Source organism: Peterkaempfera bronchialis (genome assembly GCF_003258605.2).
Lineage (GTDB): Bacteria > Actinomycetota > Actinomycetes > Streptomycetales > Streptomycetaceae > Peterkaempfera > Peterkaempfera bronchialis.
Genome location: NZ_CP031264.1, coordinates 4,812,363 through 4,831,664, shown reverse-complemented (window position 1 = coordinate 4,831,664; position 19,302 = coordinate 4,812,363). Strand labels below are relative to the sequence as shown.

Sequence of the window (19,302 nt, the reverse complement as noted above, 5' to 3'; positions counted from 1 at the left end):
TCGCCGGGGAATCGCCACCATTCGCCACCCCTGGGAGTGAACATTTCCCCGGCGTCCCGCGATTGACTGGGCCCCAGCGGCCCTGCGGGGCCGGCAGTGCAGCTACGAACCGTCCGCCACCGACGATCCCCCAGGCGCCCTCGCCACCGCAATGGCGACGCGGCACCGGATCTCGGCCGACGGGGTGAAGGACCCGCCTGCGCGCCGCCCGCCCGCGTCGCGCACCGCAGCGGTTCGGCGACACTCTGTCACGGTCCCGTAACCATCGGCGACGGCTACCCGTTGGGGGAGGCATGGACATCCAGTTCGGCGATCTCAGGTTCGGCTCGCGGCGCCGCACCCGCGCCACCGCACTCCAGGCGGCGGCGGAGTACGCCGGGCGATGGGGCTGGTGGGTCGCCGCCGGCAAGCCGCCCGGCCGCACCCGGGGCACCGCCGCGTCCGACGCCGACCCCGGCGGGCGCTGCGGCTGCGGCGTCCGGCGCTGCGCGGCACCCGGGCTGCACCCCGCCCCGGGCGAGGCCGCGCCCGTGGCGGGCCCCTGGGCGGAGCGGTGCGAGGTGCGGGCCCTGTGGGAGGCGGCGCCGGAGGCGTCCGTGCTGCTCCCGACCGGCCGTACCTTCGATGTGCTGGACATCCCGGCGCAGGCCGGCTGCCAGGCCCTGGTACGGCTGGAGCGGATGGGCACCCGGCTGGGCCCGGTGCTCGCCTCCCCCGCCGGGCGGGCGCTCTTCTTCGTGGCCCCCGGTGCGGCCCGGGCCCTGCCCGACCTGCTCTACCGGATGGGGTGGGACGACGCCGCGCTGGACCTCGCCTGCCATGGCGAGGGCCGCTATGTGGCCGCGCCGCCCACCGCGCTCGCCGGTCTCGGCCCGGCGCACTGGCTGCGCCCGCCCACCCCCGAGTCCGCCTGCCGCCCGCCGGAGGCCCGGCTGCTGCTGGGCACCCTGGCGTACGCCTGCCACCGCAGCCGTGAGCCGGTGGGCGCGGACGCCGGCTGGCTGGCCTCCTGACCCGCCTCTCCCCCGCACGCGGCGGGCCGGCTTCCCCCTCCCGGGCCCGCCGCAGCACAGGAGGGCCGTCCCCGTGCCGGATACGGGGACGGCCCTCGTTCGTATGAGTCCGCCGGTGCGGGTCAGTCGCCGATCAGCGCGTCCACAAAGGCGCCCGGCTCGAACGGCGCCAGGTCGTCCGCGCCCTCGCCCAGGCCGATCAGCTTCACCGGGACGCCCAGCTCCCGCTGGACGGCGATCACGATGCCGCCCTTGGCGGTGCCGTCCAGCTTGGTGAGCACGATGCCGGTGATGTCGACGACCTCGGCGAAGACCCGGGCCTGCACCAGGCCGTTCTGACCGGTGGTGGCGTCCAGCACCAGCAGCACCTCGTCCACCGGGCCGTGCTTCTCCACCACCCGCTTGACCTTGCCCAGCTCGTCCATCAGGCCGGTCTTGGTGTGCAGTCGGCCGGCGGTGTCCACCAGGACGGTGTCGGCGCCCTCGGCGATGCCCTCCTTGACCGCGTCGAAGGCCACCGACGCCGGGTCGCCGCCCTCCGGACCGCGCACGGTGCGGGCGCCGACCCGCTCGCCCCAGGTCTGCAGCTGGTCGGCGGCGGCGGCCCGGAAGGTGTCCGCCGCGCCGAGGACCACCGAGCGGCCGTCCGCCACCAGCACCCGGGCGAGCTTGCCGGTGGTGGTGGTCTTGCCGACGCCGTTGACGCCGACCACCAGCACCACGGAGGGCCGGCCCGCCTCGGCGGCGGAGTGCCTGGCGGAGTGCAGCGAGCGGTCCGCCTCGGTGCCGATCAGGGCCACCAGCTCCTCGCGGAGCAGGCCGCGCAGCTCGTCCGGGGTACGGGTGCCGAGCACCTTCACCCGGGTGCGGAGCCGGTCCACCAGCTCCTGGGTGGGGGTCACCCCGACGTCTGCGGTGAGCAGGGTGTCCTCGATCTCCTCCCAGGTGTCCTCGTCCAGGTGCTCCCGGGCGAGCAGCGAGAGCAGGCCCTTGCCCAGCGAGGTCTGGGAGCGGGAGAGCCGGGCCCGCAGCCGCACCAGCCGGCCGGCCGTGGGCTCGGGCACCTCCAGGGGCGGCGCGGCGACCGCCGCCTCCGGGGAGACCGTCTCCTCGGGCGCGGTCACGCCCGGGGGAAGGTCCACCTCCTCGATGGTTCTGGTCGGGGTGTCCCGTGGAGTCTCGGCTTCCTCGCCGACCTGGGGCTCTGCGGGCGGCGCACCGACGGGGGTACGCGGCGACGGGGGCAGGGTCTTGCGCCGTCTGCCGCTGACGACGAAGCCGGTGATCGCACCGATGGCGACCACGGCGATGGCTACGGCAAGGATCACGTATTCCATAACCCCCCCAGTATCCGTGCTGAGGCGGCGGTCGCCGTAGTGGTACGGCCGAGCGGGTCTGCGCGGCGGCGGCGCGCGGGCCGGGCGGACAGACCGGGCGGGGCGGGGAGGGGCGGCGGTCCCCTCCCGCGCGGGGTCAGGCGTCGGCGGCGGCGACGTCCTTGATCTCGGCGTAGGGCGCAAGCTTGCGTACGGCCTCGATGCCCTTGAGGCACTGGTCGCGGGTGTCGTAGGCGTCGCCGACGATCAGCACCTGGCCGTTGCTCGCCTTGAGGCGGAAGCGGTGGGAGCCGGAGTCGTCGGTGTATATCTCGAACTTGCCTGCCATGGGATTCCACCTTTCGTGTCGCCCCCCAGCCGCACCGTAAGGTCGCGGCCGGAGCCCCGGCATCCCCGGTCGGTCATTCGGGTGGGCCGGGCTCTTGTGGCATGGCTGTGACAGGCGTTGTGGCCTGGGTCACAGCCGGGCGATCCGGTCCCTGGTGGGGTGGTCCGATGCCTACCCGCGCCCTCCGCACCCTCCCGGCCCTTCCCGCCCTGCTCGCCGGCGCCGCCCTGCTGCTGACGGCGTGCGGCTCGCGAAGTGCCGATGCGCCGGGCAGCGGCGTACGGCCGACCGCCGGGTCCGCCAGCCCGGACCTTCCCGGCGACCCCGCCGATCTGGAGCGGGACGGCGTGCGGATCACCGGCGTCAGCGGATGGTCCCCCGCCGGCAGCCTGTCCTCGATCACCACCGAGTTCCAGGTCACCAACCACGAGCGCAGACCGTTCACCTACACCATCACCTTCAATGTGCTCGCCGACTCCGGAGCGGCGGTGGGGAGCGGGACCCAGACCGTGCCGTCCGTGGGCCCCGGTCGGACCGTGACCCGCACCATCCGGATGGACGCAATGGACGCCAGGGACCACGGGCGGCTGCGGGTCACCAAGGTCAGGCGCGTCCCCTCGGACGAAGTGCCGACCCTGTCCGGCCCCTGTCCGCCTTCCGGGGTCCGCGTCAGGGCCGACGACGGCGACGCCGCCATGGGGCTCCGCGTCGTGGGGCTGCACCTGGAGAACTGCGGAACCCGCGCCTTTCCGGTCGACGGCTATCCGCTGCTCGGGCTGCTGGACGAGGACCGGAAGCCGGTCTCCGGCGTCAGGGTCCTGCACGGCAGCGGCGGTATCGCCACCATGAGCGACTTCGACGCCCCGCCCCGCCCGCTGACCCTGGAGCCGGGCGAGACCGCGTCCGCCGGTCTGCTCTGGCGCAACACCACCGAGGCCGGTACTCCGGTGAACGCCCCCTATGTCAGGGTCAGGGCCACGCCCGGCGCCCCGCCCGTGACGGTGACGCCGGAACTCGACCTCGGCACCACGGGGAGGCTCGGGGTCAGCGCGTGGAAGAAGGACCCGCCGCGCTGACGGCTCAGCGGTGCGAGGTGAACTGGACGACCTGCTGGTAGGTGGGCCGGTTCTGCCAGGAGACCTTGCCGTCGGTGACACCGCCCAGGGGCCGCTGCACGATGGTGTCCGCGCACCACTGGTCGCCCGCCGAGCAGACGTCGTCGGCCGGATAGACCTGCGCCGCCGGCTGCGCGGCCGCCTGCCGCAGGCTCTCCAGCAGCACCGACCGGCACCGGGCCAGGTCACCGCCGCCGCAGTAGGGCCCGCCGAGGCCGCCCGCGACCGGGTCGCCCAGCACCGTCCGCAGGTCCTTGTCGACATAGGACCACCAGCCGTACTGGAAGGCGGAGCCCTTGTGCGGGATGGACTCATTGGCGCTGACGCTGCCGCTGACCGGCCCGGTCTGGCCGCCGGAGGGCGACTCATTGAGCTGCAGCGCCCCGGTGAGCGCGGTGAAGAGCGGGTCGCCCAGCCCGGCCCTGAACTCCGCCTGGACCAGCAGCGGCCACCAGGCGTCCATGATCCGGACGGCATCGGCGTCGGCATAGCGGTGGCTGCCGGCCGAGGTCTCGCGGCGCAGGGTGCCGTCGGCCCGCCAGGTCTCCAGCTTCTGGACGGCCCCGGCCAGGGCCGGGTCGGTGACCGCGCCGCTGCGGATCACCCTCAGCAGGTCCGGCAGTACGTCCTCGCCGCGCAGATCGGCGAGGGCGGCGCTCTCCATGGCCCGCACCAGGGCGCTGCGGGTGACCTTGGCGCCGCTGCCGAGCAGCGCCCTGACCCGGTCGTCGAGCAGGTCGGCGCGGTGCACCGAGCCATTGCCGAAGCCGGCCGTGGTGAAGGCGTCGGCCTGCTTGTTGTTCCAGGAGATGTAGTAGTCCTGGTTGACCGACTGGGGGTGCTGGGCGGGCGGGGTGTACTCGGCGGTGTTGGCGTCGGGGTCGTAGCCGCGCCACTCGTACTGCGGCTCGGCGAGCACCGGCAGGCCGGGGTCGACGCCGTCGGCGCGCACGGGGTTGTCGCCGGAGTTGTAGTAGGCGGTGTCGACGGCGTCCGCGTAGAACCAGTTGAAGGTGTAGTTGATGTGCTGCGCCGCCTCCTGGAAGGTGGCGGCGGAGTGCACCGCCGCGGGGTCGTTGAGCATCTGGAAGCCGACGATGGAGTCGGCCTCGTGGCGGTAGGTGGAGCGCAGCGCGGTGAAGGCGACCGGGGTGCCGCCGACGGTGCCGCGCGAGGTCACCAGGCCGTACCTGGTGCGCTTCATGACGAGGGTGTAGGAGCCCGCGCCGGTGGAGTCGGCGGTGGTGGGCTTCCAGGAGTCCTTGCGCTCCAGCCGCTCCATGGGGGTGCAGCGGCCGTGCCAGAGGTAGGAGTCGGAGGCCAGGGTGGCGGGTGAGCCGTCGGTGGTGCAGAGCGGCACGGCGTAGCTGTCGGTGATGTCCTGTCCGGCGGAGGTGGCGCTCCAGGCGTAGTCCTGGCCCCGGCCGAGCTGGACGTAGAAGGAGAGCCCGGCGAAGGCGGCGCCCCGGGCGCTGATGCCGGGGCCCTGGAGTTCCTCCAGCATCAGCAGTTGCGGGGCGAAGTAGCCGGTCTGCGGGCCGAAGACGGCGACGGGGTGGCCGTCGGCGGCGTATCTGCCGGAGACGACCAGGGCGTTGGACATGCCGTGCCTGGCGGTGAGCAGATTGCCGGGGAGTACGCCCTTGGCGGCGGTGGCTGCCGTGGTGGCGCCGGTGCCGGTGGCGTCGTACACCAGCTTCTCGGGCACCACGGAGCCCGGGTCGGGCATGGCGGTGCCCTGCGGGTCGGCGGGCGGCTGGGCGTACGGGAAGCGCTGGCCGTCGTGGAGGGTGGTGACGGCTTCGGGGTCGTCGGCCTCCCGGAAGGACGCCCAGACCCGGTCTCCCTCGGCCTTGCCGTAGCGGGCCTCGGCGGCCAGCTTGACCTGGGCGGACTGCACCTCCCCGCCGCCGCCCGCGCCGAACAGGGCGCCCACCACGGAGGCCAGCGCGACCAGGTCGGTGAGTCTGAAGTGGTCGATGGACCCGGCGTTGGTGAGCGGGTCGATATGGCCGGTGAGGTCGTACTCGCCGGGGAAGGTGCGTGAGCTGTACGCCGTGTCGATGTACGCGTTGATGCCGTCCAGGTAGGCGCCCGCGTCGGCCATGGCCTGGGCGGCCCGGGGGCCGGAGGCGGCCAGGGTGTCGATCTGCTGCTGGAGTTCGGCCTCGGTGTAGGGGGCGGCCTGCCAGAAGGACTGCTCCAGGGCCCGGTTGTCGGCGGCGCCGCCGGCGAAGCTGCTGAGCTGGCCCCGGCCGACATGGCGGAAGAGGTCCATCAGCCAGAGCCGGTCCTGGGCGGCGGCGTAGCCCGCGCCGTACTCGGTGCCATAGCGGGTGGTGCCGGTGACGTGGGGGACGCCGGTCGCCTTGTCGCGGACGATGGTGACGTCGGGGCGCGGCTGGAGGGTGGAGGCGACCTGGCCGGCGGGGACGCCGAAGGAGGCGTCGTTGAAGAAGGAGCGCAGTCCGGCGTCGGTGAGGCCGGGGTAGCTGTTCGCCAGGGCGGCGTAGGGGCCGAGCTGGTCGTCGGTGTGCGCGGGGCGGGTGCCGAGGAGGCGGTTGGCGAGGATGTCGGCGAGGGTGGCGTTGCCGTTCTCGCCGGGCGGCAGGATGTCGTGGCACCGGTTGCCGCAGTAGTCGGGCGCGGGGGCCGGGGTGGCCGCGGTCGCCGGGGCGGCGGCCAGGGCGGTGGCCGTCAGCAGGCCCGCGAGGGCGGCGGCGGCCTGGAGCCTGAGGGTCCGGATGCGTCGTTGCATGCCTGCTCCTCCGTTGGGCAATGCCGCTGACGGTAGGTCGGGTCCTGGGGGATTGCCCAGACTTCCGGTCGCGCCTTGTGGAAGGTCTGACAATGTTTCTTGTCATGTCACCTCAAATCCGCTCGGATGGTCGATGCTGCCGTCGGCGGCCCGGACGGGACCGCCGCCCCGCGCCGTCCTCGCGGCGCCCCCTCAAGGAGGCCCAGGTGACCCTTCGCCGCACGTCCGCCGCCGCACTGCTGGCCCTGAGCGCAGCCCTGATACCCGCTCAGCAGGCGACCGCCGCCGGAGCCGGCGACCTGCCGTTCGGCTCGGCCACCACGGTGGGCCTGCACAACACCTACGACCCGGCGGCGTTCACCTACCTCGCGCAGAGCCTGGACACCGGCACCGGCATGATCGAGCTGGACGCCTGGACCGACGTCATCACCAAGGAGTGGAAGGTCAGCCACTCCAACCCGCTGGGCAACGGCAACAACTGCGTCAACGCCACCACCCCCGCCCAGCTCTACACCGGCGGCGCCAACAAGAACCTGGAGTACTGCCTGGACGACATCCGGGTCTGGCTCGGCGCCCACCCCGGCAGCGGCCCACTGGTGGTCAAGCTGGAGCTGAAGGCGGGCTTCTCCGCCAACCTGGGCATGGGCCCGGCGCAGCTGGACGCGCTGATCTCCGCCCATCTGGGCTCCGCCGTCTTCCGCCCGGCCGACCTGCTCGCCAAGCCCGGCGGCGGCAGCTACGCCACCCTGGACGAGGCCGCCCGGGCGGGCAACTGGCCCACCCGGGCGCAGCTGGCCGGCCGGGTGCTGGTCGACGTCATCCCGGGCACGGTGGAGGAGGCCAACCCCTTCGACACCCTGCACACCGATGTGGAGTACTCCCGCTATCTGCGCGACCTGGCCGCCGCCGGCAGGGCGGGTCAGGCGCAGGTCTTCCCGGTGGTGCACGGCGCGGTGGCGGGCGACCCGCGCTCGGCCTACTCCGACAGCTCCATCCGGCCGTGGTTCGTGGTCTTCGACGGCGACGCCTCGGCGTATGCCGGGGGCGTCGACACCGCCTGGTACGACCGCAACCACTATCTGCTGGTGATGACCGACGCGCAGAATGTCTCGCCCGCCATCAGCGCCACCGACCCCACCGCCGACCAGGCGCGCGCCCGGGCCGTCCAGCTGGCCGGGGCGCATGCCAGCATCGTCTCCAGCGACTGGCGGCACCTGCCCGAGGTGCAGTCCCTGGTACTGAACCGGGGCTGACCCCGCACCGGCAGACCGACCGCCGCCGGGACCGGCTCAGCCTGCGGGCTCCCCGGCGGCGGCCCTGGCGGGGGTGTGGCCGGGGGCGACCTGGCCGGGGGCGACCTGGCCGGGCACGGGCTGGCCCGGGCCGGGCTGGCCGGGTACGGCGCGGGTGCGCGGGCGGCGCTCGCGGTGCTCCTCGCGCAGCCGCTGGCTGATCACCTGGGAGATGCCGTCGCCCTTCATGGTCACCCCGTAGAGGGCGTCGGCCGACTCCATGGTGAGCTTCTGATGGGTGATCACAATCAGCTGGGAGGACTCCCGCAGCTCCTCCATGATCCCGATCAGCCGACGCAGATTGGTCTCGTCCAGCGCCGCCTCCACCTCGTCCATCACATAGAACGGGCTGGGCCGGGCCTTGAAGATGGAGACCAGCAGCGCCACCGCCGTCAGCGACCGCTCGCCGCCCGACAGCAGCGACAGCCGCTTGACCTTCTTGCCCGGCGGCCGGGCCTCCACCTCGACCCCGGTGGTCAGCATGGAGTCCGGGTCGGTGAGCAGCAGCCGCCCCTCGCCGCCCGGGAAGAGCCGCGCGAAGACGCCCTCGAACTGCGCCGCCGTGTCGTGGTAGGCCGCCGTGAAGAGCTGCTCCACCCGCTCGTCCACATCGCGGACGATGTCCAGCAGGTCGCGGCGGGTCTTCTTCAGATCGTCCAACTGCTCGCTGAGGAACTGGTGGCGCTCCTCCAGCGCGGCGAACTCCTCCAGCGCCAGCGGATTGACCTTGCCCAGCTGCTGGTAGGCCCGCTCGGCGGCGCGGAGCCGCTTCTCCTGCTCGGCGCGGACATACGGGGTGGGCGCCGGCGCCTGCGCCCCCGCCCCCGCCTGCTCCTCGCCGTCCGCCGAGGGCGGGGCGGGCACCGGCCGGTCCGGGCCGTACTCGCCGAGCAGCGCGCCCGCCTCGATGCCGAACTCCTCCAGCGCCTTGGCCTCCAACTGCTCCATCCGCAGCCGCTTCTCGGCCCTGAGCACCTCGTCCCGGTGGACCGAGTCGGTCAGCCGGTCCAGCTCGTCCTTGAGTTCACGGCCGCGCAGCCGCTCCTGGCCCAGCTCCGCCTCCCGCTCGGTACGGGACTGCTCGGCGGTCCGGCGCTCACCGGCGGCCTGCTCCAGCGAGCGCTCCACCAGCGCCAGCAGCTGCCGGGCGCCGTGCGCCACCGCCGCCGCCACCGCCGCCTCGTGCGCGGCCCGGCGGCGCTGCGCGGCGGCCCGGGCGCGCGCCTCCCGCTCGGCCCGCGCGCCCCGGTCCAGCGCGTCGGCGCGGCCGGAGAGTCCGCGCACCCGCTCCTCATGGGTGCGTACCGCCAGCCGGGCGTCCATCTCGGCCTGCCGGGAGCGGGCCGACTCCTCGGCCAGCCGGTCCCGTTCGGAGCCGTCGGGCTCCTCCTCGCCGGGTGCCTCCTCCACGGCGGCCAGCCGCTCGGACAGCTCCAGATGCTCCGCCGCCGCCTGCTCCAGCGCCGCCTCGGCCCTCGAAGCGGCGGCGGCCAGCCGCTCGGCCTCACCGGCGGCGGCCCGTGCCTGCCCGCCGAGCCGGCCGAGCTGCTGGGCGACGGCCGAACGCTCCTTCTCCGCGCTGCGGCGGCGCGCGGTCAGCTCCTCCACCTCGGCGGCCAGCCCCTGGCGCAGCCCGGCGGCCTCGGCGGCGTGCTCGGCCAGCTCGGCGGCGCGCACGGTCAGCTCCTCCAGCGCGGCGGTGGCCTCGTCCACGGCGGCCTGGGTCTCCAGCAGGCTGGGCGCCCCGGCGGAGCCGCCCTGGGCGAAGCCGCCGGAGAGCAGGTCGCCGTCGCGGGTGGCGGCGGTCAGCTCCGGCCGGTCGGCGAGCAGCGCCTCGGCGTCCTCCAGGGTCTCCACCACGGCGGTGCCGTGCAGCAGCCCCCGTACGGCGGGCAGCAGCTCCGCCGGGCCGTCGACCAGGTCGGCCGCCCAGCGGGCGCCGGGCGGCGGTCCGCCCTGCGGTACGGGGGCGGCGGGGGCACCGGCGACCAGCAGCGCGGCCCGGCCCGCGTCCCCGGTGCGGAGCAGCCGCAGCGCGTCCGCCGCGGCGGGCACGGCGGCGACGGCGACGGCGTCGGCGGCTGCGCCCAGCGCGGCGGCGACGGCGGCCTCGGCGCCGGGGCGACGGTGAGCAGGGCGGCGGCGGGTCCGAGGATGCCGGTGAGCGGGACGTCGGCGGCGAGCAGCGCACCGGTGCCGTCCTTGCGGCGCAGGCCGAGCGCCAGGGCGTCGCGGCGGGCGGTGAGGGCGGCGCGCTCCTTCTCGGCGGCGGTGGCGGCGTCCCGGGTACGGCTCTGCGCCTCCTCCGCCTCGGCGAGGCGGCGGCGGGCCTCGGTCCAGTCGGCCTCCAGCCGCTCATCGCCCGCGTCCAGGCCGTCGACCTGCTCCTGGAGCTGCTCATAGGCGGCCTGGGCGGCCTCGGCGCGGACCACCGCCTCGTCCCGGGCGGCGGCCAGCCGTCCGATCTCGGCCTCGGCTCCGGCGGCGCGTGAGCGGGCGGCGGCAACCCGGCCCTGAAGCCGGGCCAGCCCTTCGCGGCGGTCGGCGAGGGCGCGGGCGGCGTCCTTGAGCCTCCGCTCCTCGTCGGCCAGCGCCCGCTCCAGACCGCCGCGCCGCTCGACGGCCTCGGCGAGCGCGTACTGCGCCTCGGCCAGGGCCTCGGCGAGGGCGGCCTCCTCCTCGCGGATGCGGGCGGCCTCGCGCTCCATGTCCTCCGGGTCGCGACCGCCGCGCCGCTCCTCGGTCCGGCCGCTGGTGGCATGCCGGACCCTGGCGTCGGCCAGCCCGACGGTGCCGCGTACCCGCTCGGCGAGCGCGGAGAGCTGGAACCAGGTCTCCTGGGCCCGCTCCACCTGCGGTCCCAGCTGCTGCACCTGGGCCTCCAGCACCGCCTCCCGCTGCCGGGCGGCGGCCAACTGCTGCTCCACGGTGGAACGGCGCAGCCGCAGCGCCATCTCGTCGGCGATCTCCGCCTCGACCGCGTGCCGCAGGGTGACCAGGTCGTCGGCGAGCAGCCGCAGCCGGGCGTCGCGCAGGTCGGCCTGGATGACGGCGGCGCGGCGGGCGATCTGGGCCTGTCGGCCGAGCGGTTTGAGCTGCCGGCGCAACTCGGCGACCAGGTCCTGCACCCGGTTGAGGTTGGTCTGCATCGCGTCCAGCTTCCGCAGCGCCTTCTCCTTGCGCTTGCGGTGCTTGAGGACTCCGGCGGCCTCCTCGATGAAGGCGCGGCGGCCGGTGGGGTCGGCGTGCAGGACGGAGTCCAGCTGGCCCTGGCCGACGATGACATGCATCTCCCGGCCGATGCCGGAGTCGGAGAGCAGCTCCTGGATGTCCAGCAGCCGGCAGGTGTCGCCGTTGAGGGCGTACTCGGAGCCGCCGTTGCGGAACATCGTCCGCGTGATGGTGACCTCGGAGTAGTCGATGGGCAGCGCGCCGTCGGTGTTGTCGATGGTGAGGGAGACCTCGGCGCGGCCGAGCGCGGGGCGGCCGGCGGTACCGGCGAAGATGACGTCCTCCATCTTGCCGCCGCGCAGCGACTTGGCGCCCTGCTCGCCCATCACCCAGGAGAGGGCGTCCACCACATTGGACTTGCCGGAGCCGTTGGGTCCGACCACGCAGGTGATGCCCGGCTCGAAGCGGAGGGTGGTGGCGGAGGCGAAGGACTTGAAACCGCGCAGGGTGAGGCTTTTCAGGTGCACGCGCCGCTCTCCTCGCTCTCGTCCGCACCTGGACTCTAACGGCGCGGGGAGGGCAGGCAGTGGCAGGCGCCGCCGCACGGTTTCGCTGCTGTCGGCGGGGGGCACCCTGTTGGCAACAAGAGCTGTGGAGGGGGAAAAGACGAAGGGACGCCGGGTGACGGCGTCCCTTGCAGATTCCCGGCGGCACCGCCGCCTGATCGGGGTCGATCAGGTGAGGGCGGGCTCCCGCTGAGGTACGTCGATGCTGCTGAGCAGCCTCTGCTCGTCGGCGACGGCAGCCAGGGCGTTGTTCTCGGCCTGCATCCGGGTCAGCTCGGATTCCAGGTCCTGGACACGCTGCTGGAGCCGTCGCATCTCGGCGAGCAGTCGCGGGTCGGGACCGCCGACGTAACCGAGAAGCGCCTTTGCCATGATGAGTGGTCCTCCACGCTGAGTGACCGACCTTTGTCAGGTGTGGGTCGAGGGGGAAGGGTGCGCACCGCCACGCGCTCTTCGCAGGTCTGAAAGGACAGCTCTGCCGGGGGAAACACGTACGGGTGAGCGGGTTTCCAGCGTCTCACCAAACGCTGTATGGGTCAACACGATCACAGCGCGCGACGCCCGCCGTCCACCTGCACGGCGGAACACCCACGCCGTAGGGACGGTCACGGCACTCAGTGGCCGCGCGATCACCGCTCGCTGCGGAGTCAACCACGTCACCGCCTGACCTGGCAACCATGTGACGGTGGCAGTTGCCGCAGACCGCTCCGGCAGCGGCCCCGGGCCGACTGCGGAGCGTGGTCATAGGGCCCCAGCAGCCTCGGAACGCTCAGCGGACCGCGAAGCCGTCGTAGCCGGCGCGCGGCTCGCCCCAGATCTCGGTGACGCCGTCGACCCGGCCGGGCGTACCGGACCCGCGCAGCAGCCGCAGCAGGCGCTCGCACTCCTCGCGCGCGCCCTCCGCCACCACCTGGACCCGGCCGTCCGCGAGGTTCCCGGCGTAGCCGACCAGACCGATCTCCAGCGCCCGGGACCGCGTCCACCAGCGGAAACCGACTTCCTGGACCCTGCCGCGCACCCAGGCGGTCAAGCGGACGTGTTCATACATGGGGCCGACCCTAGAGCGGCCCGCGCGGGGCTTTCCCTCCAGCCCCACCCGTCATACCTGTATGGTCCTGCCATCACCCGAACGGGTGAGTGCACCACGTGCACGGCTCTTGTCACCGGTCGGGGGGATCGGGAGGGTTCCAGACAGCCATGTCCCGACATGCGCGTACGTCCAAGCCGCAGTCGCAGCAGCCTGCCGCAGGCTCCCAGGGGGGTCGCAGGCGCCATGCGGCGTCCGCTGCCGTCCCCCTTGCCCCCAGCCCGGCCGGGCCGGTCTCACACCGCCGCAGCGGTGGCCGGGGTCGCGGGCAGACCAGCGGCCCGGCACGGACGGTCCTGGCGGTCTGCTGCACGGCGCTGGCCGCCGGTACGGGCGGGGTGCTCAGCGGGCTGGTCCCGATGCCCTCCTCGCAGCCCAGCTCCGCCATCGTGGCGGCCGACCCCGCCTCGGCGCGGACCGCCGCAGCGGACCTCGGCACCGCCCCGGGCGGCTCCAGGGTCGCCCAGGCCCCCACCGGGGCCGAAGCCTCCGCCCCGGCGGCTCCACCGGTCAGGCCGTCCGAGGCCGCCGGGCGCGGCCAGGAGCGCCCCCCGGCGCCGTCCGTGACGCCGTCCACACCGGCCCCGCCCGCCAGCGCCTCCCCGGTCGCCGCGCCCCGTACCGAAGCGCCCCCGCCGCTCCCGCCCCCGTCCCCACGACGGCCGCCCCAGCCGCCCCCACCGTCTCGGCCACCGGCTCCAGCAGCAGGGTCGGCGACACCCGGGCGACCGTGGCCGCCGCCGTCCTCACCCTGGTCAACCAGGAGCGGTCCAGGGCCGGCTGCGGACCGCTGGTGGCGGACGCCGGGCTTGCCGCGCTGGCCACGGACTTCAGCGACTCCATGGCGGCGCGCGGCTTCTTCGACCACACCGACCCGGACGGGAAGAGCCCCTGGGACCGCGCCACCGCGGTCGGCATCTCCTACCTGGGCGGCGAGAACATCGCCCGGGGGCAGCAGACGCCCGAGGAGGTCATGGACGCCTGGATGAACAGCCCGGGCCACCGGGCCAACATCCTCAACTGCGACTACAAGCGGCTGGGCGTCGGCGTCCACGAGGGCCCCGGCGGCCCCTGGTGGACGCAGGACTTCGGCTTCTGAGCCCGCCGCCCGGATCGACTGACTGGGCCGAATCGACTGACTGGCCCGGATCGACTGGCTGGGCCGGGGCAACTAACGGGGCCGGGGCGGGCGCTGGCAGCGGGGGCAGAAGTAGCTGGACCGGTTCATCCAGGGCTCGCGGCGGATCGGTGTGCCGCAGCGGCGGCACGGCTCGTCGCGGCGCCCGTAGGCGTCCAGGTCGCGGGAGAAGTAGCCGCTCTCGCCGTTGACGTTGACATAGAGGCTGTCGAAGCTGGTGCCGCCCGCCGCCAGCGCGTCCGCCATCACCTCGCGCACCGACTGGAGCAGCAGCGCGGTCTGCGGCCGGGTGAGGGTGGCGGTGGGCCGCTCGTAGTGCAGCCGGGCCCGCCACAGCGCCTCGTCGGCATAGATGTTGCCCACGCCGCTGATCAGGCTCTGGTCCAGCAGGGCCCGCTTCACGGTGGTGCGCCGCCGCCGCAGCGCGGTGTGGAAGACGCCGTCGTCGAACCTCGGGTCGAGCGGGTCGCGGGCGATATGGGCGATGGCCAGCGGGGTGGCCTCGGGGTCGCCGGGCTCGGCCGGGTGGACGGTGAGGCCGCCGAAGGTGCGCTGGTCGACAAAGCGCAGCTCACGGCCGCCGTCGCGGAACCGCAGCCGGACCCGCAGATGGGTCTCGTCCGGTGCCTCGGGCGGCTGCACCAGCAGTTGGCCGCTCATGCCGAGGTGGCCGAGCAGGGAGCAGCCGGTGCCGTCCATGGGCAGCCAGAGGTACTTGCCGCGCCGGTGCGCCGGGCCGAAGGTCACCCCGGTGAGCCGGGCGGCGAAGTCCTCGGGTCCGGCGAGGTGGCGGCGGATCGCACGGGGATGCAGCACCTGCACGGAGTCGACGGTGCGGTGGCTGACCCAGCGTTCCAGGCCGAGGCGGACGACCTCGACCTCCGGCAGTTCGGGCATGGGGGCTAGGCGGCCGAGGTGGTGTCACCGGTGGCGGAGTCCACGCCGTGCTTCTCCCGGATGCCGTGCCAGGCGCTCTGCGCGGCCTTCTGCTCGGCCTCCTTCTTGGAGCGGCCGGTGCCACTGCCGTACTCCTCGCCGCCGACGCGGGCGGTGGCGGTGAAGGTCTTCTCGTGGTCCGGGCCGGACTCGCTGACCAGGTACTCGGGCACGCCGATGCCCACCGTGGCGGTGAGCTCCTGGAGGGAGGTCTTCCAGTCCAGGCCGGCGCCCAGGTTGGAGGACTCCTCGATCAGCGGGTCGAAGAGGCGGTGCACCAGCTCGGAGGCGGCGTCCAGACCCTGGTCGAGGTAGACGGCGCCGATCAGCGCCTCCAGGGTGTCGGCCAGGATCGACGACTTGTCGCGGCCGCCGGTGCCCTCCTCGCCCCGGCCGAGCCGGATGAAGGCGCCCAGGTCGAGGCCACGGCTGACGTCGGCCAGCGCGCGGGAGTTGACCACTGCGGCGCGCAGCTTGGCCAGCTGGCCCTCGGGGAGGTCCGGGTGGATCCGGTAGAGGGTGTCGGTCACCACGAGACCGAGCACCGAGTCGCCCAGGAACTCCAGGCGCTCATTGGTGGGCAGCCCGCCGTTCTCGTACGCGAACGAGCGGTGGGTGAGAGCACGTACCAGAAGGGCGGGCTCAAGTGTGTACCCGAGCCGCCCTTCCAGGACGTCGTTGGTGGTCGAGGTCGGCCGCCCGGCCGCCTTGTCCGGGGACTGGTCGTCCATGGACCGGGCCCCGGATGAGGCACCCTTGCGGGAGGTCGTGGTTCCGTCCGACATCGATCCGTACACCCCGCCGATCAGACCGACAGGACCTGGCGGCGGTTGTAGGTGCCGCAGCTCGGGCACGCGATGTGCGCCAGCTTCGGCTCGTGGCAGCGGTCGCACGCCACCAGGGCCGGGACCGCAGCCTTCCACTGCGAACGGCGGTGGCGCGTGTTGCTGCGCGACATCTTCCGCTTCGGAACAGCCACGGCTACTTCTCCTGGTTCTCGGCAGCGCCCTCACGGGCGCCGCTGTCCTCGTCGTTCCCGTCACCCTCGTCGCCGGGGGCGGCGGAGAGTCCCTGCAATGCCGCCCACCGGGGGTCGACGGCGTCATGGTGGTGGTCCGGGTCGTCGCTCAGGCGCGCTCCGCACTCGGAGCAGAGGCCCAGGCAGTCGTCCTGGCACACCGGCTGCAACGGCAGTGCGAGCACCACCGCGTCACGCAGCACCGACTGGAGGTCGAACAGGTCGCCCTCCAGGCGGTAAGTCTCGTCCTCGTCGTCCTCGTCGGACGCGCTCCCGGCCGACGCGCCACGGATGCGGCCGTCGTCCTCCGGGTAGTAGTACAGCTCCTGGAACTCCACCTCAAGGTCGTCCTCGACGGGCTCCAGACAGCGTACGCACTCCCCGGCGATGCGGGCGGTGGCGGTACCGGTGACCAGTACGCCCTCCACCACCGACTCCAGCCGGAGTTCCAGCTCGACCGGGCTCTTGGCGGGAACGCCGATCACATCGATGCCGAAGTCGCCGGGGGCCTCGACAGTGCGGGTCACCCTGCGCATCGCACCCGGACGACGGCCCAGCTCATGCGTGTCGAACACGAGCGGATCGCGGTGGTCGAGGCGGTTCAGGATGTCCTGCTTCCTACGGCGCACGCATTCCTGCGTGACGCATACGGCTCATGTGGCTGCGACTCTGCGGCGTCCCCCGGAGGGGGTCGGGGCAGCCGACAACCCCGGCGCTGAACGGGCCGGAGCAGTCAGGATACCGGACCACCGGGCCAGGCCCAACTTCGCGCCCCGGCCACCGGCCGGCGGGGCGCCCGGCGGCCTGTGTGCAGCGGCCTCGGCTCAGCGTCCGCCGCCCAGCTCCCGCAGCCGCGCCACATCGATCACGCTGGTGTCGAAGAAGCTGGTCTCGTCCAGTCCGCCCTGCTGCGGAGGCTGCGGCGGCTGCGGCGGGTAGCCCGCCCCGGCCTCCGGCTGCTGCGGCGCCCCCCAGCCGCCGTACGCCTCCTGCGGGGCGTAGCCGGGCTGCGGCGGGTAGCCGGAGCCGTCGTGGCCCTGGGCATAGCCGCCGGTCTGCGCGGCATAGGGGTCATGGGCCTGCCACTGCTGCTGCGGGTAGCCGTAGGCGTCATAGCCGCCGCCCTGCTGGCCGCCGTCGCCGTGTGCGGCGGCGGCTGCGTACGGGTCGGACTGCTGCTGCCAGTCCGGCTGGCCGACCTGTTGCTGGCCGACCTGTTGCTGGCCGACCTGCGACTGGTCGACCTGTGGCTGGCCGCCCCAGCCCTGCTGCCCGTCGGCCGCCTCCTCGCGGAACCACGCCTGGCCGATCTCACCGCCCGCACCGCCCTGGGCGGCGGACTCCTCCGCGTCGGCGGCGGCGAAGCCGGCCGCGACGGCTGCGGCGCGGTCCTTGTCCTGCTGGGCCTGGTCGGCGGCGGCCAGGTAGGCGGCCAGCTCGTCGATCGGCTGCTTGCCGAGCAGCTTGTCACGGCCCCGGCCGACGGCCTCCAGGGTCTTGCTGAGGACCGTCTCCAGGGTCGCCAGCTTCACATCGACGTACTCGTCCACCTCGGGGCTGGGCGAGATCTGCGGCCGGAACTCCTCGCCCTCCTCGCCGCCCTGCTCCCCGTAGACGCCCTGCCCGTACTCGCCGCCCGCGTCGGGGCCGTGGCCGAGCAGCTTCTGCCGGCCGCGGCCGACCGCGCCCAGGGTCTTGGTGAGCACGACCTCGAAGTTGGCCAGCTTGCTGTCGACATAGTCGTCGGCCTCGCGGCGCAGCTCCCCGGCCTCGGCGCGGGCCTCGGCGAGGATGCGGTCGGCCTCCGCCTGGGAGCGGAGCACCACCTCCGTACCGGAGACCAGCGAGCCCCGCTCGGCGTGGGCGCCCTGGATGATCCGCTCGGCCTCGGCGCGGGCCTCGGCGACCACCTGCTCATGGTCGGCCATCACGGCCTGGGCCTGGGAGATCTCGGAGGGCAGCGCCTCCCGGAGCTCCCGCAGCAGGCCGAGCAGCTCGGACCGGTTGACGACGCAGGATGCCGACATCGGCATGGAGCGGGCGCTCTCGACGGCCGCGACGATGTCGTCGAGTCTGTTCTGCACGTCCACTGTGGCTCACGTCTTTCCGTGTGCGCCGGGGTACGGCGGGGCGGGCCGGGAGAAGACCGCCGGGTCAGACTCTACGACCACCGCGAGGGTGCCGGTGAACAGGTCGGGCGAGCCCGCACCCGTACATCGGACGGAAGATGACAGAGCGGCAGGAACCGGACGCCGACCGGGCTACTGCTCGGCGGCGCGCTCCGCCATCCGCCGGGTGAGCCGCTCCAGCACCGGGGCGGGCACCAGGTGGCCGACGTCGCCGCCGTAGGCCGCGACCTCCTTGACCAGGCTGGAGGAGAGGAAGCTGTAGGTGGGCGAGGTGGGCACGAAGAGGGTCTCCACGCCGGAGAGCCCGTGGTTCATCTGGGCCATCTGCAACTCGTAGTCGAAGTCGCTGACCGCCCGCAGGCCCTTGACGATGGCGGGGATCTCGCGGTCCCGGCAGAAGTCGACCAGCAGCCCGTGGTGGGCCTCCACCTGCACATTGCCGTAGCAGGCGGTGACCTCCTCGATCATCCCCATGCGCTCCTCGACCGTGAAGAGCCCCCGCTTGGACTTGTTGATCAGCACGGCGACATGCACGACGTCATACAGCTTGGATGCACGCTCGATGATGTCGAGGTGGCCGTTGGTGATGGGGTCGAAGGACCCCGGACAGACGGCGCGGCGCAACACCTGTACCTCACTCTCCGGCCCCCGGCGGATCCGCCGTGAGGGTGGGCCTGCTAACCGTTCGTTCCCGGCCGGTCCGGACGTCCCTGTCCCGGCGCGGTCGTCTCACCCGGAGCGGCGGCGCGACCGTACCAGAGCGTCCCCTCGCCGTAGCGACGGGACCGCAGCGGTTCGTACCCCTCCGGCCAGGTGAACGCACCGCCCCTGGTGCTGCGCTCCACGGTGGCGAGCGCAGCGTCGGCGAGCCACCCCTCAGCGGAGAGTGTGATCAGGATCTCCCGCACCCCGGCGTCGGTGACGGCGTACGGAGGGTCGAGGAAGACCAGGTCGTACGGGGTCTCCGGCGGCGGTCCCTGCACCACCCGCTCGGCCTTCCCGGCCCGTACCTCGGCACCGGGCAGGCCGAGGGCGCGGACGTTCTCCCGGATGGTGCGCACCGCGCGGGCGTCGGACTCCACCAGCAGGGTGTGCGCGGCGCCCCGGGAGAGCGCCTCCAGGCCGACCGCGCCGGAGCCGCCGTAGAGGTCCAGCACCCGGGCCCCGTGCAGGGTGCCGCGCAGTGACTCCCAGGTGGAGAAGAGGGCCTCCCTGGTCCGGTCGGAGGTGGGGCGGGTGCCCTGGCCGGGCGGCACGGCCAGGCGGCGGCCGCCGGCCGCTCCGGCGATCACGCGGGTCATGGGGCTGGCGCTTCCTCACAGGTGGGCGGGCGGAGTGCTCCTCCCACGCTATACGGCGGCAGCCCCACCGGCGGACCGGCCGACCGACGGGACCGGCCGACCGGTGGGGCTGC

At 73.9% G+C, this 19,302-nt stretch carries 16 protein-coding genes and 1 pseudogene; 4 read left to right on the top strand and 13 right to left on the bottom strand.

Going from position 1 to position 19,302, the window contains the following annotated elements; translation table 11 throughout:
- Positions 1 to 293: 293 nt before the first annotated feature.
- On the top strand, positions 294 to 1,013 hold the full coding sequence (locus tag C7M71_RS21560) for a bifunctional DNA primase/polymerase (protein WP_114914481.1): 720 nt from the start codon (positions 294 to 296) through the stop codon (positions 1,011 to 1,013).
- A gap of 122 nt (positions 1,014 to 1,135) precedes the next feature.
- On the opposite strand, the gene ftsY is transcribed toward C7M71_RS21560, so the two are convergent.
- Both ftsY and C7M71_RS21550 read right to left on the bottom strand, forming a co-directional pair.
- Positions 1,136 to 2,350 (bottom strand): signal recognition particle-docking protein FtsY, encoded by a 1,215-nt coding sequence (ftsY, locus tag C7M71_RS21555; RefSeq protein ID WP_111493515.1) that lies wholly within the window; start codon positions 2,348 to 2,350, stop codon positions 1,136 to 1,138.
- A 136-nt stretch (positions 2,351 to 2,486) separates the two neighbouring features.
- Entirely contained in the window at positions 2,487 to 2,678 is a 192-nt protein-coding gene (locus C7M71_RS21550; RefSeq protein ID WP_111493513.1) for a YegP family protein, read from the bottom strand.
- Positions 2,679 to 2,845: 167 nt separating this feature from the next.
- On the opposite strand from C7M71_RS21550, the gene C7M71_RS21545 reads away from it, so the two are divergent.
- Positions 2,846 to 3,754: a DUF4232 domain-containing protein gene (locus C7M71_RS21545; RefSeq protein ID WP_111493511.1), complete on the top strand. Its 909-nt coding sequence runs from the start codon at positions 2,846 to 2,848 to the stop codon at positions 3,752 to 3,754.
- Positions 3,755 to 3,758: 4 nt separating this feature from the next.
- Here C7M71_RS21545 and C7M71_RS21540 read toward each other — a convergent pair whose 3' ends face one another.
- Positions 3,759 to 6,551: a penicillin acylase family protein gene (locus C7M71_RS21540; protein WP_111493509.1), complete on the bottom strand. Its 2,793-nt coding sequence runs from the start codon at positions 6,549 to 6,551 to the stop codon at positions 3,759 to 3,761.
- 206 nt (positions 6,552 to 6,757) lie between these two features.
- Between C7M71_RS21540 and C7M71_RS21535 the strand changes: the two genes are divergently transcribed.
- Complete coding sequence (locus C7M71_RS21535) at positions 6,758 to 7,804, top strand: phosphatidylinositol-specific phospholipase C domain-containing protein (RefSeq protein ID WP_111493507.1); 1,047 nt, start codon at positions 6,758 to 6,760, stop codon at positions 7,802 to 7,804.
- 183 nt (positions 7,805 to 7,987) lie between these two features.
- Here the strand turns inward: C7M71_RS21535 and smc are convergent.
- From smc to C7M71_RS21520, 3 genes and pseudogenes are all read right to left on the bottom strand, one after another.
- Positions 7,988 to 11,541, bottom strand: a pseudogene (gene smc / locus C7M71_RS21530) (chromosome segregation protein SMC); the annotation flags it as partial.
- Positions 11,542 to 11,748: 207 nt separating this feature from the next.
- On the bottom strand, positions 11,749 to 11,952 hold the full coding sequence (locus tag C7M71_RS21525; protein WP_111495316.1) for a hypothetical protein: 204 nt from the start codon (positions 11,950 to 11,952) through the stop codon (positions 11,749 to 11,751).
- Between the two features lie 397 nt (positions 11,953 to 12,349).
- Entirely contained in the window at positions 12,350 to 12,628 is a 279-nt protein-coding gene (locus tag C7M71_RS21520) for an acylphosphatase (RefSeq protein ID WP_111495318.1), read from the bottom strand.
- A 769-nt stretch (positions 12,629 to 13,397) separates the two neighbouring features.
- Between C7M71_RS21520 and C7M71_RS31995 the strand changes: the two genes are divergently transcribed.
- Positions 13,398 to 13,766 carry a CAP domain-containing protein gene (locus C7M71_RS31995; protein ID WP_229758836.1) on the top strand — a complete coding sequence of 123 codons (369 nt, stop codon included), beginning with the start codon at positions 13,398 to 13,400 and terminating at the stop codon, positions 13,764 to 13,766.
- Between the two features lie 72 nt (positions 13,767 to 13,838).
- On the opposite strand, the gene mutM is transcribed toward C7M71_RS31995, so the two are convergent.
- From mutM to rsmD, 7 genes are all read right to left on the bottom strand, one after another.
- Positions 13,839 to 14,702: a bifunctional DNA-formamidopyrimidine glycosylase/DNA-(apurinic or apyrimidinic site) lyase gene (gene mutM, locus C7M71_RS21510; RefSeq protein WP_111492991.1), complete on the bottom strand. Its 864-nt coding sequence runs from the start codon at positions 14,700 to 14,702 to the stop codon at positions 13,839 to 13,841.
- A gap of 5 nt (positions 14,703 to 14,707) precedes the next feature.
- Complete coding sequence (gene rnc / locus C7M71_RS21505) at positions 14,708 to 15,472, bottom strand: ribonuclease III (RefSeq protein ID WP_229758835.1); 765 nt, start codon at positions 15,470 to 15,472, stop codon at positions 14,708 to 14,710.
- Between the two features lie 74 nt (positions 15,473 to 15,546).
- Positions 15,547 to 15,720 (bottom strand): 50S ribosomal protein L32, encoded by a 174-nt coding sequence (rpmF, locus tag C7M71_RS21500; RefSeq protein ID WP_111492989.1) that lies wholly within the window; start codon positions 15,718 to 15,720, stop codon positions 15,547 to 15,549.
- A 2-nt stretch (positions 15,721 to 15,722) separates the two neighbouring features.
- Entirely contained in the window at positions 15,723 to 16,286 is a 564-nt protein-coding gene (locus C7M71_RS21495) for a YceD family protein (RefSeq protein WP_229758834.1), read from the bottom strand.
- A gap of 297 nt (positions 16,287 to 16,583) precedes the next feature.
- Positions 16,584 to 17,849 carry an ATP synthase F0 subunit B gene (locus C7M71_RS21490; RefSeq protein ID WP_111492988.1) on the bottom strand — a complete coding sequence of 422 codons (1,266 nt, stop codon included), beginning with the start codon at positions 17,847 to 17,849 and terminating at the stop codon, positions 16,584 to 16,586.
- A 171-nt stretch (positions 17,850 to 18,020) separates the two neighbouring features.
- The gene (coaD, locus tag C7M71_RS21485) at positions 18,021 to 18,512 is read right to left on the bottom strand and encodes a pantetheine-phosphate adenylyltransferase (protein ID WP_111492993.1); all 492 of its coding nucleotides are present in this window, start codon (positions 18,510 to 18,512) and stop codon (positions 18,021 to 18,023) included.
- A gap of 53 nt (positions 18,513 to 18,565) precedes the next feature.
- Positions 18,566 to 19,189 carry a 16S rRNA (guanine(966)-N(2))-methyltransferase RsmD gene (gene rsmD / locus C7M71_RS21480; RefSeq protein WP_111492987.1) on the bottom strand — a complete coding sequence of 208 codons (624 nt, stop codon included), beginning with the start codon at positions 19,187 to 19,189 and terminating at the stop codon, positions 18,566 to 18,568.
- Between the last annotated feature and the right edge of the window lie 113 nt (positions 19,190 to 19,302).

Bases quoted from the DNA above. Each gene is read 5' to 3' on its own strand.
- C7M71_RS21560 (WP_114914481.1), top strand. From the start codon at position 294: ATGGACATCCAGTTCGGCGATCTCAGGTTCGGCTCGCGGCGCCGCACC.
- ftsY (WP_111493515.1), bottom strand. From the start codon at position 2,350: ATGGAATACGTGATCCTTGCCGTAGCCATCGCCGTGGTCGCCATCGGT.
- C7M71_RS21550 (WP_111493513.1), bottom strand. From the start codon at position 2,678: ATGGCAGGCAAGTTCGAGATATACACCGACGACTCCGGCTCCCACCGC.
- C7M71_RS21545 (WP_111493511.1), top strand. From the start codon at position 2,846: ATGCCTACCCGCGCCCTCCGCACCCTCCCGGCCCTTCCCGCCCTGCTC.
- C7M71_RS21540 (WP_111493509.1), bottom strand. From the start codon at position 6,551: ATGCAACGACGCATCCGGACCCTCAGGCTCCAGGCCGCCGCCGCCCTC.
- C7M71_RS21525 (WP_111495316.1), bottom strand. From the start codon at position 11,952: ATGGCAAAGGCGCTTCTCGGTTACGTCGGCGGTCCCGACCCGCGACTG.
- C7M71_RS21520 (WP_111495318.1), bottom strand. From the start codon at position 12,628: ATGTATGAACACGTCCGCTTGACCGCCTGGGTGCGCGGCAGGGTCCAG.
- mutM (WP_111492991.1), bottom strand. From the start codon at position 14,702: ATGCCCGAACTGCCGGAGGTCGAGGTCGTCCGCCTCGGCCTGGAACGC.
- rnc (WP_229758835.1), bottom strand. From the start codon at position 15,472: ATGGACGACCAGTCCCCGGACAAGGCGGCCGGGCGGCCGACCTCGACC.
- rsmD (WP_111492987.1), bottom strand. From the start codon at position 19,189: ATGACCCGCGTGATCGCCGGAGCGGCCGGCGGCCGCCGCCTGGCCGTG.